We start from the raw sequence: 15,875 nt of genomic DNA on the forward strand, positions 1-15,875 counted from the left end.
GTCACCGGGTCGCTGACGCGTCCCCAGGATCGACGGGAGCCGCGGTGCCAGCTGGCACCGTGCCTCCCGTCGATCGTTCGGTCCGGACTACGACTGCTGCGCGCGCTCCAGCACCAGCTCGCGGACGCGGGCGGCGTCCGCCTGGCCCTGCATGGCCTTCATGACGGCACCGATGATGGCGCCGGCGGCCTGGACCTTGCCGTCCTTGATCTTGGCGAGGACGTCGGGCTGTGCGGCGAGCGCCTGGTCGACCGCGGCGGTGAGCGCCGAGTCGTCCGACACGACCTTGAGCCCACGCGACTCGACGACCTGCGACGGCGACCCTTCGCCGGCGATGACGCCTTCGAGGACCTGGCGTGCCAGCCGGTCGGTCAGGTCACCGGACTCGACGAGGGCGATGAGCTCGGCGACGTGCTGCGGCGAGACGAGGTCACCGGGGGCGGCGTCCCGCGTGTTCGCGACACGGCTGATCTCACCCGTCCACCACTTGCGGGCGGCCTGCGGTGCGGCACCGGCGGCGACGGTCCCCTGGAGCTCGTCGAGCAGCCCGCCGTTCACGACGTCCTGGAACTCGAGGTCGGTGAAGCCCCAGTCGCCCTTGAGCCGACGGCGACGTGCCACCGGGGCCTCGGGCAGGGAAGCGCGGAGCTCCTCGATCACGGCCGGGTCCGGAACGACCGGGAGCAGGTCGGGCTCCGGGAAGTAGCGGTAGTCGTCGGCGTCGGACTTCGGACGACCGGCCGAGGTGCGACCGGTGTCCTCGTGCCAGTGCCGGGTCTCCTGCGTGATCGAGCCACCGGCGGCGAGGATCGCGGCCTGACGCTGGATCTCGTAGCGGATGGCCCGCTCGACGGCCCGGAACGAGTTGACGTTCTTCGTCTCCGTGCGCGTGCCGAGCTTCTCCTGCCCGCGGGGGCGCAGCGAGATGTTCGCGTCGCAGCGGAGGTTGCCGCGTTCCATGCGGGCCTCGGAGACGCCGAGCGCCCGGACGAGGTCACGGATGACCTGCACGTACGCCGCGCCGAGCTCGGGTGCGCGCTCCTCGGCACCGAAGATCGGCTTCGTGACGATCTCGACGAGCGGGACCCCGGCGCGGTTGTAGTCGACGAGCGAGTACTCGGCACCCTGGATGCGGCCCGTGGCGCCGCCGACGTGCGTCAGCTTGCCGGCGTCCTCTTCCATGTGGGCGCGCTCGATCGGCACGGTGAAGATGGTGCCGTCGGCGAGCTCGACCTCGACCTCGCCCTCGTACGCGATCGGCTCGTCGTACTGCGAGATCTGGTAGTTCTTCGGGTTGTCCGGGTAGTAGTAGTTCTTCCGGGCGAACCGCGAGGACTCGGCGATCGAGCAGCCGAGCGCGAGCCCGAGCTGGATCGAGTACCGCACGGCCTGCGCGTTGACGACCGGCAGCGACCCGGGGAGCCCGAGGTCGACCGGCGTCACGTTCGTGTTCGGCTCGCCGCCGAAGAAGTTCGGCGCGTCCGAGAACATCTTGGTCTTCGTCGCGAGCTCGACGTGGACCTCGAACCCGAGGACCGGCTCGTACAGCCGGAGTGCCTCGTCGAAGTCCATCAGCGCGTCCTTCTGCGCCATCAGATCACACCTTCCTGCGCAGCGGACTGCTGACTCTGGTCGAGGTCCGGGATGCTGTCGATGAGCGGGCGGCCCCACTGCTGCTCGAGCAGGCGTTCGAGGGCGGCGCCGTACCGGTAGAGCCGGGCGTCCTCGCGCTGCGGTGCCATGAGCTGCACGCCCGTGGGCAGCGAGTCCTCGGGCGCGAGGCCGTTCGGGATGCTCATGCCCGGGACGCCGGCGAGGTTCGCCGGGATCGTCGTCAGGTCGTTGAGGTACATCGCCAGCGGGTCGTCGATGCGCTCACCGATCGGGAACGCGGTCGTCGGGGCCGACGGGCTGACCAGCAGGTCGACCTGCTCGAACGCGGCCTGGAAGTCGCGCTGCACGAGGGTGCGGACCTTCTGCGCCGACCCGTAGTAGGCGTCGTAGTAGCCGGCGCTCAGCGCGTACGTCCCGAGGATGATGCGGCGCTTCACCTCGGGACCGAAACCGGCCTCGCGCGTGGCGGCCATGACGTCCTCGACGGTGGCACCGTTCTCGGGCGTCACGCGGAGCCCGAAGCGCACGGAGTCGAACTTCGCGAGGTTCGACGACGCCTCGGCCGGGAGGATCAGGTAGTACGCGCTGATCGCGTAGGCGAACGACGGGGCGTCGATCTCGACGACGACGGCACCGGCCGACTCGAGCAGGGCGACGGTCTCGTGGAAGCGCTGGGTGACGCCCGCCTGGAAGCCCTCGCCACCGGCGAGCTCCTTCACCACGCCGACGCGCAGGCCGCGCAGCGTGTCCGCCTGCAGGCCCTCGCGCGCAGCGGCGGCCATCGACGGCCAGGCGTCGGGGATGCTCGTGGAGTCACGCGGGTCGTGCCCGCCGATGACGTCGTGCAGCAGCGCGGCGTCGAGGACGGTGCGCGACACGGGGCCGACCTGGTCGAGGCTGGAGGCCAGGGCGATCGCGCCGTAGCGGCTCACCCCGCCGTAGGTCGGCTTCACGCCGACGGTTCCGGTGACGGCGCCCGGCTGACGGATCGAGCCGCCGGTGTCCGAGCCGAGGGCGAGCGGTGCCTCGTGCGCGGCGACCGCGGCGGCCGAGCCGCCACCAGAGCCACCGGGGATGCGGTCGAGGTCCCACGGGTTGTGCGTCGGGCCGTACGCCGAGAACTCGGTCGTCGAGCCCATGGCGAACTCGTCCATGTTCGTCTTGCCGAGCGGCACGAGGCCGGCGGCACGGAGCTTCGCGACCGGGGTGGCGTCGTACGGCGGCACCCAGCCTTCGAGGATCTTCGAGCCGGACGTCGTGGGCATGTCCTGCGTGCACAGGACGTCCTTGATCGCGATCGGCACGCCGGCGAGCGGACCGAGGTCGTCACCGGCGGCACGGCGGGAGTCGATCGACTTCGCCGCGGCGATCGCGTTCTGGTTGACGTGCAGGAAGGCGTGGACGTCGCCGTCCACCGCCTGGATGCGGTCCAGGTGCGCCTGGGTGGCCTCGACGCTCGAGACGTCGCGCGCCACGAGGGCGTCGGCGAGCGCCGCGGCGCTCAGCTTCGTGATGTCGGTCACTGCTCTTCTCCCAGGATGGCCGTCACGCGGAACCGTTCGCCGTCGGAGTCGGGGGCGCCCGAGAGCGCCTGCTCCTGCGTGAGGGTCGGACCGACCACGTCGGGTCGGGTGACGTTGCCGAGCGGCACGGGGTGGCTCGTCGCCGGGACGTCCGGGGTGGCGACCTCGGTGACCTTGGCGACGCTGTCGACGATGTGCGACAGCTCCCCCGTGAGCTTCTCGATCTCTTCGGGCGTGAGTGCGATACGTGCGAGGTTCGCCAGGTGGGCGACCTGCTCGCTCGTGATGTCAGGCATGGTGCTCCGTCGATCGGTTCGTGGATTGCGCACCAGTCTATTGGTGCCTCAGTGGCCCTTCTGCTTCCCCTGCGGCTTCTGTGGAGACTGCTGTGCCGGCTGCTGCGCTCCCGTCTGCTGACCCTGCTGCTGGCCCGGCTGCTGCGTCGCCGCCGCGTCACCCTGGGAACCGCTCGACGATCCGCTCGACGACGTGTGGCTGGCCTGACCGATCATCGCCGGGTCCGCAGCCGGCAGCGTGCCACCGCCGACGGTCTGGTCGAGGTACGACATCATCGACTTGCCGACGCCGAACTTCGCGCTGTACCCGGTGGTCCCCTGCAGGAACGGCCAGTTCGCCAGGCTCACGTTGCCCTGGACGTTGCCGATCCAGGTCGCGTTCGTGTACTTCGTGCTCGACGCGACGAGCCAGTTCTGCACGTCGCCGTCGGTGGTGCCGGTCTTCGCGAACTTCGGGGTGCTGTCGCCGGGGTTGGCGCTCGCGGCGGTGCCGGACCCGGTGAGGACGCCCTGCAACGCGTAGTCGACCGTCCCGGCCACGTCGGCAGCGACACCCTGCGTGCAGGACGACGGCGTCGGGGTGATCTTCGTGCCGTCCGACTCGGTGACGGAGTCGATGGCGGTCGGCGTGCAGACCACACCGCCGTTCGCGAAGCCCGCGTAGGCCTCGGCGAGGTCGATCGGGGACAGGTTGTTCACGCCGAGGATCGACGCCGGGGTCTGCCCGAGGGCGCCGCCGGCCGCCGGGTGGATGCCCATCGACTGGGCGAGCTGCGCGATCTTGCACAGGTCGAGCTGCTTGCCCATCGCGGCGTAGGCGGTGTTGATCGACTCCGAGGTCGCGGCCTGCACGGTCATCGACGACGGCACGTTCTCGGCGTTCGACACCGGCCAGGTCCCGCCGCTGACGTTCTGGCAGGTGTTCGTGAACTCCGAGTTCTGGAACGTGTGCTCGGTCGTCGACACGGACTGCGAGAGGGTGTGCCCGGTGGCGAGCCACTCGGCGAGCGTGAACACCTTGTACGTCGAGCCCGTCTGGAACCCGCCCGAGTTGCCGTACCCGCTGTCGGCGCTGTAGTTCACCGCGGTCGACCCGGCGGTCGAGGTGTCGCCCTGCGTGTACTGCGTGTTCTGCACCATCGAGAGGATCCGGCCGGTTCCCGGCTCCACGGTGACGTTCGAGCCGCCGACGTCGACGCCGGCCATCGTCGACGGGACGTAGGTCGACAGCGCGGTCTGCGCCTGGGACTGCAGGTCGAGGTCGAGCGAGGTGTGGATCTCGAGGCCCTTGGTGTCGAGCGTCGCGATGCGCTCGGCGGCCGTCTTGCCGAACGCCGGGTCCTGCAGCACCTGGTCGCGCACGTAGTCGCAGAAGTAGCCGGCGTCGTACCCGGTCGCGGCCGACGAGCAGCCGTTCGCGGTGGCGGTGATCTTCGGCGTGACCGGTGTCGCCTTCGCCTGCTCGAGCTCGGCCTTCGTGATGTCGTGGTGGACGTACATGCGCTGCAGCACGTAGTCGCGGCGTTCCTTGGTGGCGGCGTAGCCGTTCTTCGCACCGTTGTCGGCGTTCGACGGCTGGTCGATGCGCAGGTTCGACGGGTTGTTGAGGATCGCGACGAGGGTGGCCGACTGGACGAGCGAGAGGTCCTTCGCGTGCACGCCGAAGTAGTACTCGGCACCGGCCTCGGCGCCGTACACGCGGCCGCCGAGCCCGACGAGGTTCAGGTACCCGGTGAGGATCTGGTCCTTCGAGTACTTCTTGTTCACGGCGATCGCGTACCGCATCTCCTGGAGCTTGCGCTGCGGGGTCACCCCGGCGGCGTCCTCGTAGCACGCGGCGACCTTCTTCTCGGTGTCCGCGGCGTCCTTGCCCGTGAGCTCCTCGCACTGCTGCACGAGGACGTTCTTCACGTACTGCTGGGTGATGCTCGACCCGCCCTGCACGTCACCGCCGACGACCGTCGCCGCCGCACCGCGGAGCGTGCCGACGACGTCGATGCCGCCCTCGTCGTAGAAGCGGGGGTCCTCGGTGTCGATCGCCGCCTGCTTGAGCGTCTTCGCCATCGCCCCGGATGCCACGGTCGTGCGGTTCTCGGCGTAGAACGAGGCGATCTTGACCTGCTGTCCGCCCTTCTCCGCGTAGACGGAGGAGACCTGCTGCGGCGTCTGGATGTCGAGGTAGCTCGGCAGGTCCTCGAAGAAGGACACCGCCCCGGACGTGCTCTCGCCCGCGACGGCGACCCCCGGCGTGACCGCCACGGCGACGAGCATGCCGGCCAGCGCCGACATCGCGACGAACGTCAGGAGAGCACCAGGCCATCGCACCACACGCATGCAGGGCACCGTACGGTCACGATCTGGACTGGTTCTGCCGTGGAACGAGTCCACGCTGCACCGCCGCTCAGGTTCCCACCCAGGATCAGTCGCGGGGCTGGAGGTCCTGCGGTCGGACGAGGTACATGTCCGGCGACGCCTGCGGCAGCCCGTCGCCACCGCGCTCACCGCGCCGGACCTGCTCGCGGACGAGGTCCCCGCGGCCGACGGCGATGAGCGCCACGTCGTGCAGCGACGCCGTCCCCGGCTTGAGGTAGTCGTTGTGCCCGACCGGTCGGCGGAACACCTCGCCGGCCTCCTGCACGTCGACGCCGCCGGTCAGGTCGAGCACGGTCGAGCCGAACCCCGCCGAACCGGGATCGGTGCCGAAGTACCCGGAGCCGGCGATCGGGTCGCTGTGCGCGTCCCCGACGAACACCTGCCCGGCACTGACGGCCAGGTCGGCCGAGGTGCGCACGTCGCTCCCCGGCGAGCCCAGGACCGTCAGGGTGTCCGCGCTCATCTCCCCCGAGGCCAGTGCCATGAGCGCCGCGGTCGACCCGTACGAGTGGGCGACGATGTTCACCCGCGGTTCGTCGCCGTCGCGGATCTCCCGGAGCCCGCCGACCGTCCGGGCGAGGCGTTCCCCGCCCGTCTTGGCCATGCCGAGCGACATGATGTTCGACAGGTCCGGCGTGCGGTAGCCCATCCACGCCACGACGGCGACGCCGTTGCCCGAGCCGGGCGCCGCGAGTCCGGCCACGGTTGCCTGCTCGGTGTAGAGGTCGTTCGCGGTGTTCGTGAAGTCCGCCATCTGGCCGGTCACGGTGAAGAACATGCCGGGGACGACGACCGTGACGTCGGCGGCGGTGTCCAGGTCCCCGACGGCGATGGCCGCGCGCCCGGCCCCTCGCGTGTCGAGCGTGATGAGGTACCGGTCCGGTGCACCGACCTCGTGCACGAGTGCGTCGCGGACCTGGCCGAGCATCGCGGTCACGGCGGCAGCGGCCGAGTGGTCGGCGAGACCCGTGGCGAGGACCGCCCGGTTCGCACGGTCACGGACCGCGTAGGGCACGCCCTCGAGGTTCCCGACGACGGACGGCGCGAGGGTCGTCAGCGTGTCGCGCTCGTCGTCCGTGAGTCCGGACCACCAGGCGGTGACCTCGGCGGCGGTCGGCGGGTCGTCCTCGGCGGTCGCGAGTACGTGACGGTCCTGACCGGCACGGAGGAGGTCCGCGCCGCTGAGCGACGACAGGTCGGTGAGGAACGCCTGCCCGCGCTCGACGGTGACCCCACCCGACGCGGACGACGGCCCGGACACGGACACCGACGCGGTCAGGTGTACCCCGGTCATGACCGGTCGGGGTACTGAGGCACCCTCAGGGACCCGCGCGATCGCGTGCACGACGGCCACGGAGTGGGTGGCGGGCGCGACTGGGGCCTCGACCACTCCGAGCGAGTGCATCGAGGCGGTGAGCAGAGCCGCGGCGATGAGCAGCAATCGGGTCTCCCCCGGGAAGGCCGTCCCGTCGACTCCCTGCAGACGACGGGTGATGCTCTATCGAGTGTAAGGAGAATAGCCTTCCCGAGGACGTGCGCGTTGCAACTTGTCCCCCGAACTGGGTGGACACACAGGCGCGCCGTACCGCACCGACCGATGCCGGACGTGCTCCTGAGTCAGACTCAGTCCTCGGGGTCGTCCCCGGCGGCGTCGCCGAGCGCCGCCGGCCCCTCGGTCACGAGCAGGCGGAACTGCTCGGCGTCGATGATCCGGACCCCGAGTTGTTCGGCCTTCGTGAGCTTCGAACCGGCACCGGGACCGGCCGCGACGAAGTCCGTCTTCTTGCTCACGCTCGAGGCCGCCTTGCCGCCCGCGGCGATGATCGCCTCCTGCGCGCCCTCGCGGCTGTACCCCTCGAGGGAGCCGGTCGCCACGACGGTCAGCCCGCTGAGCACGCCGCCTTCCTCGTCCGCGGCGCCCGGTCCGGGGTGCCCGGGAGTGGTGAACTGCACGCCCGCCGCCGTCCAGCGGTCGATGATGTCGCGGTGCCAATCGACCTCGAACCAGTCGAGCAGGGCGTCGGCGATGATCCCGCCGACACCGTCCACCGCGGCGAGTTCCTCGCGCGAGGCGGCCCGGATCGCGTCGAGCGACCCGAAGTGGTTCGCGAGCGCGCGGGCAGCCACCGGCCCGACGTGCCGGATGCTCAGGCCGACCATGATCCGCCAGAGCGGCTTCGTCTTCGCGGCGTCGATGTTCGCGAGCATCTCGAACGCGTTCTTCGACGGGTACCGGCTCGGTTCGCCCGTGTAGTCCGCTCCCCGCGCGTCGGGGTCGAACGGCGGATCGGTCTTCTTGCGCGCCCGGCTGAACGGCGTCACCCGCTTCGGCGCACCGTCGTCGGTGGTCTTCTCCATGCCGGTCTCGGCGTCGCGGACGATGACCTCGATCGGGACGACGTCCTCCATCGTCAGGTCGAACAGGCCGGCCTCGGTCTCGAGCGGGGGCTGCTCGGGGTGGAGCGGCTGCGTCAGGGCCGCCGCAGCGACCTCGCCCAGCCCCTCGATGTCGAGCGAGCCACGGGAGGCGATGTGCTCGACCCGGCCGCGCACCTGCGCCGGGCAGCTCTTCGCGTTCGGGCAGCGGAGGTCGATGTCGCCTTCCTTCGCGGGGGCGAGGGGCGTGCCGCACTCGGGGCAGTTCGTCGGCATGACGAACTCGCGCTCGCTGCCGTCGCGGAGTTCGACGACCGGACCGAGCACCTCGGGGATGACGTCGCCGGCTTTCCGGAGCACCACGGTGTCCCCGATGAGGACGCCCTTCGCCTTGACGACCTGCTGGTTGTGCAGGGTCGCCTGGCGCACGACCGAACCGGCGACCTCGGCCGGGGCCATCACCGCGAAGGGCGTGGCGCGACCGGTCCGACCGACGCTGACGACCACGTCGAGGAGCGTCGTGTGGACCTCTTCCGGCGGGTACTTGTACGCGATCGCCCACCGCGGTGCGCGCGACGTCGACCCGAGTTCCTCGTGCAGGGCAAGGTCGTCGACCTTGATCACGATGCCGTCGATCTGGTGCTCGACCGACGCCCGTCGCTCGCCGTAGTCCTTGACGAAGGCCAGCACCTCGTCGATGGAGTCGAAGACCCGGTAGTGCGAACTCGTCGGCAGGCCCCACGTCTGCAGGAGCTCGTAGACCTCGGACTGCGCGCGGACGTCGGTGTCGCGTTCGAGTTCGCGGACGGGCCACGCGCCGATGCCGTGCACGAGCATGCGCAGCCGACGGAGCCGGTCCACCATGAGCTCGCGCTTCGCCTCGGACTTGCCCTCTTCCTTCTGGCGGAGGGATCCGGCTGCCGCGTTGCGCGGGTTGGCGAAGACCCGCTCTCCCGCGTCGCGCTGCTTGGCGTTCAGTTCGTCGAACTGCTCGACCGGGAAGAAGATCTCGCCACGGACCTCGACGAGGGGCGGGTGCCCGGAACCGGACAGGCGGTCCGGGATCGTGCCCATCGTGCGGACGTTGCCGGTGACGTCCTCGCCGACGACGCCGTCACCGCGCGTCGCCGCCGAGACGAGCCGACCGTTCTCGTAGCGGAGGTTGATCGCGAGCCCGTCGATCTTCAGCTCGGTGAGGAACCGGACGCGCTCGGCACCGGCATCGCGCTGGACCTTGACCGCCCAGTCGACGAGTTCGTCCGGGCTGAAGACGTTGTCGAGGCTGAGCATCCGCTCGGCGTGCTCGACCGGCGCGAACTGCACGGTCTGCGCCTGGCCGCCCACGGTCTGGGTCGGGCTGTCCTCGGTGAGGAGTTCCGGGAAACGCTGCTCGATCGCGTCGAGGCGGTGGACGAGCCCGTCGTACTCGCCGTCCGCGACCGTCGACCCGTTCTCGTCGTAGTACGCGTGCCGAAGCTCGTTGATGCTGGACCGGAGCCGGTCGACCTCACGCTGCGCCTGCGCCGCGTCGAGTGCGGCGGGGTCGATCGTCTCGAACGTCGAGTCCGCGGGCGTCGTGTCGCTCATGCCCTCAGTTCTACCGGCAACCACCGACCGGACGCGCAGCCGACCGGCAACCCGGGAGCGCCGCGCGGTCAGACGGAGGCGGGCACCGCCGACACCGTCGCGTCGATCGTGCACTGCCCGAGCACCCGGGTGCCGACGTACACGACCGCGGTCTGCCCCGGCGCGACGCCCGAGAGCGGCTCGTCGACGTCGATGACCAGCTGGCCGTCGGTGACCCGTGCGGTCGCGGGCACCGGGTCGGCGTGCGCCCGGATCTGCACGTCGCAGGCGAACGGCGTGGACGGGTCGGCGGGCGCGGTGCCGGCCCAGGTGAAGCGCGACCCGGACATCGAGGTCACGTCGAGCGCTTCCTTCGGGCCGACCACGACGGTGTTCTCCTTCGGGCGGATCTCGAGCACGAACCGCGGCTTGCCGTCCGGCGCCGGCCGACCGAGGTGCAGTCCGCGCCGCTGTCCGACCGTGTAGCCGGTCGCCCCGTCGTGCGCACCGACGACCGTGCCGTCCCGCTCGACGACGTCGCCGGGGGCCGTGCCGACGCGGTCCGCCAGCCATCCCCGGGTGTCGCCGTCCGGGATGAAGCAGATGTCGTAGGAGTCGGGCTTCTGCGCCACGGTGAGGCCTCGCGCTGCTGCCTCGGCTCGGACCTCGTCCTTCGAGGGCGTCGCTCCGAGCGGGAACATCGCGTGCTGGAGCTGCTCGGCGGTCAGGACGCCGAGGACGTACGACTGGTCCTTCGCCCACGCCGCCGAACGGTGCAGCTCGCGCGACCCGTCCGGACCGGTGACGATCGAGGCGTAGTGCCCGGTGCAGACGGCGTCGAACCCGAGGGCGAGCGCCTTCTCGAGCAGCGCCGCGAACTTGATCCGCTCGTTGCAGCGCATGCAGGGGTTCGGCGTCCGGCCGGCCTGGTACTCGGCCACGAAGTCGTCGACGACGTCCTCCTTGAACCGGGCCGAGAAGTCCCACACGTAGTACGGGATGCCGAGCGCGGACGCGGCGCGCTGGGCGTCCATCGAGTCCTCGATCGTGCAGCAGCCGCGGCTGCCGGTGCGCAGGGTCCCGGGCATCCGGCTCAGCGCCAGGTGCACACCGACCACGTCGTGCCCGGCGTCGACCGCCCGGGCTGCGGCCACCGCCGAGTCGACCCCACCGCTCATCGCCGCCAGAACTCGCATGGCTCCAGGGTAACCCGCCGACGAAGCGGTACCGCGGGCGTACCGTTGTCCGAGCGATGACCTCCGAGACCCCTGCCTTCGACTTCCGGTCGGTCCTGCTGTCCGGGTTCCTGCCCGCAGCGCTCTTCGCGATCGGCGAGGGCGCGATCATCCCGATCATCCCGATCGCGGCGAGCTCCCTCGGCGCGAGCCTGGCGTTCGCGGGCTTCGTCGCGGCGCTCATCCTCGTGGGCGAGCTCATCGGGGACGTGCCGTCCGGGGTGGTGGTCGCCCGCATCGGGGAGCGCAACGCGATGATCGGCGCGGCGGTCGTCTCGGTCGTCGGGCTCCTGGTGTGCACGGCCGCCCCGAACGCCTGGGTCCTCGCGCTCGGGGTGTTCCTCGTCGGTGTCTCCACCGCCGTCTTCGCGCTCGCCCGGCACGCCTACATGACGACCGCGATCCCCCTCCACATCCGGGCACGGGCGCTGTCGAGCCTCGGCGGCGTGTTCCGCTTCGGCTACTTCGTCGGCCCGTTCATCGCCGCGGGTGTCGTGCACCTGACGGGCACCACGCAGAGTGCGTTCTGGATCCACATCGTCTGCTGCCTCCTGGCGGCGGTGACGCTCCTCGTCCTGCGCGACCCCGCGACGGGCGCACGCGGCTTCCGCAGGCCGAGCCGCGCCTCCCGGCCCAGGACGGACGACGCGACCGTCACGACCGACGCGACCACCACGGAGCCGCCCACCGACACCGGTGCGCAGTTCGTGCAAGAGGAAGCGCACGGCCTCTTCCGCACCATCCGCGCGAACCGGGCCGTGCTCCTCCGGCTCGGCAGCGGTGCCGGCCTCATCGGCGCGCTCCGCGCCGGCCGCCAGGTCATCCTGCCGCTCTGGGCGGTCAGCGTCGGGCTCGACGACTCGACCGCAGCGCTCGTCATCGGCATCGCCGGTGCGGTCGACTTCGCGCTCTTCTACACGAGCGGGCAGATCATGGACCGGTGGGGCCGCCTGGCGAGCGCACTCCCCTGCATGGTCGGGCTCAGCATCAGCTACTTCCTGCTCGCGTGGTCCGGACACCTCGACGCCCGGGTGGGCTGGTTCGTCGCGATCGCGATGGGGATGTCGCTCGCGAACGGGGTCGGGTCGGGCATCCTCATGACGCTCGGCGCGGACCTCGCGCCGCGGGACCACCCGGCGCCGTTCCTGGGCGCCTGGAGGTTCACCGGCGACTTCGGGCAAGCCGCCGCACCGCTCCTCATCTCCGGCGTGACCGCCGTCGCGTCGATCGCCGTCGCGAGCGGCGTGATGGGGGTGCTCGGCCTGGTCGGCGCGGGCATCCTGTTGCGGTACGTGCCGCGGTACCTCCCGCGGAAGCTGCGCTGACCGTTCGCCGAACGGCCGGTCGGGGCGGCCCAGGAGGCGCGGATCACGTCCGGCGCGCGGGCGGCGCTCGGTAGACTGCCGCTGCTCGCGGGAGTGGTGGAATCGGTAGACACGCAGGATTTAGGTTCCTGTGCCCCTGGCGTGAGGGTTCGAGTCCCTCCTTCCGCACCAGAGTCTGCGTCCTCACGCATCTCATACCACCGAGGGACGTTGCCGTCATCGGCGGACGGTACCCTCGTCCTGCGGGACGCCTCCCCGTGTCCCCGCCTCCACGACCGGAAGAACAATGCACTCCGTCGCACTCGCCCTGATCCCCTGGCTGGATCCGCAGTACATCCTCGACAACTTCGGGGCCATCGCCGTGTTCGTGGTGTGCGCCATCATCTTCGCCGAGACCGGGCTGCTCGTCGGCTTCATCTTCCCGGGCGACAGCCTGCTCGTCATCACCGGCCTCTTCGCGTTCGACCGTGGTGGCGAGATCGGCGGCATCCCCGTCTGGATCGCCGCGCTCATGATCGCTGCGTCCGCGTTCCTCGGCGGCGAGCTCGGCTACTACATCGGCAAGAAGGCCGGACCGCCCATCTTCGAGCGCAAGGAGAGCGGGCTGTTCTCCAAGGCGAACGTCGACCGCACGAACGCGTTCTTCCACCGGTTCGGGCCCCTCGCGGTGATCCTCGCCAGGTTCGTCCCCGTCGTGCGGACGTTCCTGCCGATCGCCGCCGGTGTGGGCCGGATGAACTACAAGAAGTACTCGCTGTACAACGCGATCGGTGCCGTCGTGTGGGGCGTCGGGGTGACGTTCCTCGGGTACTTCATCGGGCACATCCCGTTCGTCGCGCACATCGTCCGCGAGTACATCGACATCATCCTGCTCGCGGCCGTGGTCGTGACTGTCGTGCCGATGGCGCTGACGTACTTCCGGAACGCGCGCAAGGCGAAGCGCGACGAGGCCGCGGCCGAGGCCGGGACCGAGCCGCAGCGCTGACGGTCCGTCCTGACGGACAGGAGGCGCGGTGCCGGCTGGCGCCGCGCCTCCTGTCCGTCGCGGGCGCCGGCCCGGGCCGGGCCGGGCCGGCGCCCGCTCCGCTCGGTCCGCTCGCGTCGCCGAGCGGGCGAAATACGTCCCCCTCGGCGCCCCCGCGCGGCACATTCCGCCCACTCGCCGCACACCCGCCGCACCGAGCCGCCGCCCGCTCCGCCGAGCGGGCGAAATACGTCCCCCTCGGTGCCCCCGCGCGGCACATTCCGCCCACTCGCCGCCCGCCCGCGGCGGCGCCAGGCCCTCGCCCAACCGAAGACAACCCGAGCCACGTCGCGACGTGGCTCGGGTTGTCTTCGGTTGTGCGGACGCGCAGCCGCGCAGCCGCGCGCCCGCGCGTCAGACGCCGAAGTACTCCCGCACCACCGGCGCGATCCCGCGGAACGCCTTGCTCCGGTGCGACAGCGCGTTCTTCTCCTCGCGCGTCAGCTCCGCCGACGTCCGGTCGGCGTCGTCCGGCCGGAAGACCGGGTCGTACCCGTGCCCACCGTCGCCGATGGGCTCGGTCGTGACCTCGCCGTTCCAGACCGCCTCGACCACGTGCTCGGTGCCGTCCGGCGTGACGAACGCCGCGGCGCACACGAACGCCGCCGTGCGCTCGACGACCCCGTCGAGGTTCCGCAGCAGCAGGGCGATGTTGTCCGCGTCGACCCGCGTGCCGGCGTACCGCGCCGAGTGGATGCCGGGAGCGCCGTCCAACGCGTCCACGGCGATGCCCGAGTCGTCGGCGAGCGCCGGGAGCCCCGTGTGCGCGACCGCCGCACGGGCCTTGATGAGGGCGTTCGCGGCGTAGGTGTCCCCGTCCTCGACGGGCTCCGGCCCGTCGTACCCGACGAGCTCGACGCCGTCGCCCAGCGCCGACCCGAGGATCTCGCGCAGCTCGACGACCTTGCCCTGGTTGTGCGTCGCCAGGACCACCGTGCGGGAGGTCACGCGAGCCCCAGCACGGACTTCTGGATCGCCGCGAGGGACTGGTTGCCCGCGAGCCCGAGGTCCAGCAGCACGTTGAGCTCGTCGCGGTCGAAGGGTGCGTGCTCGGCGGTCCCCTGCACCTCGATGAACTTGCCCGAGCCCGTGGTGACGATGTTCATGTCGGTGTCGGCGGCGGAGTCCTCGGTGTACGCGAGGTCGAGCATCGGCTCGCCCTTGACGATCCCGACGGAGATGGCCTGCACGCTGTCGAGCAGCGGGGTCGCCTTCTTCGCCACGAACCCGCGGTCGCGCCCCCACTCGATCGCGTCCACCATCGCGACGTACGCGCCCGTGATCGACGCCGTGCGGGTGCCGCCGTCGGCCTGGAGCACGTCGCAGTCGATGACGAGCGTGTTCTCGCCGAGACCCTTCGTGTCGACGACCGCGCGGAGCGATCGGCCGATCAGGCGGGAGATCTCGTGCGTGCGCCCGCCGACCTTGCCCTTGATCGACTCACGCTGCATGCGCTCGTTCGTCGAGCGGGGCAGCATCGAGTACTCGGCGGTGACCCAGCCGGTGCCCTTGCCGGCGAGCCACCGCGGGACGCCGTTCGTGAAGGACGCGGTGCAGAGCACCCTGGTGTTGCCGAACGAGATGAGCGCGCTGCCCTCGGCCTGCGTGCTCCACCCCCGCTCGATCGTGACGGGACGGTGGTCGGTCGCGGTGCGGCCGTCGATGCGGAGCGTGTCGCTCATGGGGTCCTTTCGATGCGGGGCAGCGTGATGGCCCCGGTCTGGAGGTGGCCGACGCTGGAGACCTCGGGGCCGAGGAAGCGTCGGGCGAGTCGGATGAAGCCGTTCTTGTCGTCGCCGGTCGCCTCGAACGAGTAGGTCGGCGGCTCGGTGGCAGTGCGTTCGAGCCCGTGCTCGACGAGTCGTCGGTACACGTCGTTGGCGGTCTCCTCGGCGCTGGAGACGAGCGTCACGTCCGGACCCATCACGTACTGGATCGCGGCGGACATGAGCGGATAGTGGGTGCACCCGAGGACGAGCGTGTCGACGTCGGCTGCGCGGATCGGTGCGAGGTAGCCCGCAGCGACCTCGCGGAGCGCTGGGGAGGAGGTGTCCCCCGCCTCGACGAACTCGACGAAGCGCGGGCATGCCGCGAGGCTCAGACTGATGTCCGACGCGACCGCGAAGGCGTCCTCGTACGAGCGCGACGCGATGGTGCCGACCGTGCCGATCACGCCGATGCGTCCGGTGCGGGTCTGCTTGACGGCGGCGCGTGCAGCGGGCTGGATGACCTCGACGACGGGGATGCCGTACGCCTGCTCGTAGCGTTCACGTGCGTCCCGGAGCACCGCCGACGAAGCGGTGTTGCACGCGATCACGAGGGCCTTCACACCCTGTTCGACGAGGTCGTCCATCACCTCGAGCGCGTAGCGACGGACGTCCGCGATGGGCTTCGGGCCGTACGGCGAGTGCACGGTGTCGCCCACGTACCGGATGCTCTCGCGTGGCAGCTGGTCGATGATGGCGCGGGCCACCGTGAGTCCGCCGACCCCACTGTCGAAGACTCCGATCGGTGCATCCGTCACGACACCAGCGTACCGAGCG

At 71.0% G+C, this 15,875-nt stretch carries 12 protein-coding genes and 1 tRNA gene; 3 read left to right on the forward strand and 10 right to left on the reverse strand.

Features of this window, described 5'->3' with window-relative positions:
* Nucleotides 1-87: 87 nt before the first annotated feature.
* The 7 genes from gatB to mnmA form a co-directional block, all read right to left on the reverse strand.
* The gene (gene gatB / locus BJK06_RS03100; RefSeq protein WP_070416658.1) at nt 88-1,593 is read right to left on the reverse strand and encodes an Asp-tRNA(Asn)/Glu-tRNA(Gln) amidotransferase subunit GatB; all 1,506 of its coding nucleotides are present in this window, start codon (nt 1,591-1,593) and stop codon (nt 88-90) included.
* A complete protein-coding gene (gene gatA, locus BJK06_RS03105) occupies nt 1,593-3,137 on the reverse strand; it encodes an Asp-tRNA(Asn)/Glu-tRNA(Gln) amidotransferase subunit GatA (protein ID WP_070416659.1) in 1,545 nt (514 codons plus the stop codon). The genes gatB and gatA overlap by 1 nt, the downstream gene beginning before the upstream one ends.
* Nucleotides 3,134-3,433, reverse strand: coding sequence for an Asp-tRNA(Asn)/Glu-tRNA(Gln) amidotransferase subunit GatC (gene gatC / locus BJK06_RS03110; RefSeq protein WP_070416660.1), 300 nt, complete (start codon nt 3,431-3,433; stop codon nt 3,134-3,136). The genes gatA and gatC overlap by 4 nt, the downstream gene beginning before the upstream one ends.
* Nucleotides 3,434-3,481: 48 nt before the next feature.
* Nucleotides 3,482-5,767 (reverse strand): transglycosylase domain-containing protein, encoded by a 2,286-nt coding sequence (locus tag BJK06_RS03115; RefSeq protein WP_070416661.1) that lies wholly within the window; start codon nt 5,765-5,767, stop codon nt 3,482-3,484.
* Nucleotides 5,768-5,852: 85 nt separating this feature from the next.
* Nucleotides 5,853-7,100, reverse strand: a complete 1,248-nt coding sequence (locus BJK06_RS03120) for an alpha/beta hydrolase (RefSeq protein ID WP_181015137.1) — start codon at nt 7,098-7,100, stop codon at nt 5,853-5,855.
* 329 nt (nt 7,101-7,429) lie between these two features.
* Nucleotides 7,430-9,769, reverse strand: coding sequence for an NAD-dependent DNA ligase LigA (gene ligA / locus BJK06_RS03125; RefSeq protein WP_181015138.1), 2,340 nt, complete (start codon nt 9,767-9,769; stop codon nt 7,430-7,432).
* Nucleotides 9,770-9,837: 68 nt separating this feature from the next.
* On the reverse strand, nt 9,838-10,944 hold the full coding sequence (mnmA, locus tag BJK06_RS03130; RefSeq protein ID WP_083295015.1) for a tRNA 2-thiouridine(34) synthase MnmA: 1,107 nt from the start codon (nt 10,942-10,944) through the stop codon (nt 9,838-9,840).
* Nucleotides 10,945-11,000: 56 nt separating this feature from the next.
* On the opposite strand from mnmA, the gene BJK06_RS03135 reads away from it, so the two are divergent.
* From BJK06_RS03135 to BJK06_RS03145, 3 genes are all read left to right on the forward strand, one after another.
* A complete protein-coding gene (locus BJK06_RS03135; protein ID WP_070416664.1) occupies nt 11,001-12,308 on the forward strand; it encodes an MFS transporter in 1,308 nt (435 codons plus the stop codon).
* An 87-nt stretch (nt 12,309-12,395) separates the two neighbouring features.
* Nucleotides 12,396-12,479: transfer RNA gene (locus BJK06_RS03140), tRNA-Leu, on the forward strand.
* Nucleotides 12,480-12,594: 115 nt separating this feature from the next.
* Complete coding sequence (locus tag BJK06_RS03145; protein WP_070416665.1) at nt 12,595-13,293, forward strand: DedA family protein; 699 nt, start codon at nt 12,595-12,597, stop codon at nt 13,291-13,293.
* A gap of 393 nt (nt 13,294-13,686) precedes the next feature.
* On the opposite strand, the gene rdgB is transcribed toward BJK06_RS03145, so the two are convergent.
* Genes rdgB through murI form a run of 3 tightly spaced genes read right to left on the reverse strand, consistent with a single transcriptional unit; the run spans nt 13,687 to nt 15,856 of the window.
* Nucleotides 13,687-14,280, reverse strand: a complete 594-nt coding sequence (rdgB, locus tag BJK06_RS03150) for an RdgB/HAM1 family non-canonical purine NTP pyrophosphatase (protein ID WP_070416666.1) — start codon at nt 14,278-14,280, stop codon at nt 13,687-13,689.
* Nucleotides 14,277-15,014 (reverse strand): ribonuclease PH, encoded by a 738-nt coding sequence (gene rph, locus BJK06_RS03155; protein ID WP_070416667.1) that lies wholly within the window; start codon nt 15,012-15,014, stop codon nt 14,277-14,279. The genes rdgB and rph overlap by 4 nt, the downstream gene beginning before the upstream one ends.
* The gene (gene murI, locus BJK06_RS03160) at nt 15,011-15,856 is read right to left on the reverse strand and encodes a glutamate racemase (RefSeq protein WP_070419170.1); all 846 of its coding nucleotides are present in this window, start codon (nt 15,854-15,856) and stop codon (nt 15,011-15,013) included. The genes rph and murI overlap by 4 nt, the downstream gene beginning before the upstream one ends.
* Between the last annotated feature and the right edge of the window lie 19 nt (nt 15,857-15,875).

The sequence above is a fragment of the Curtobacterium sp. BH-2-1-1 genome (genome assembly GCF_001806325.1).
Lineage (GTDB): Bacteria > Actinomycetota > Actinomycetes > Actinomycetales > Microbacteriaceae > Curtobacterium.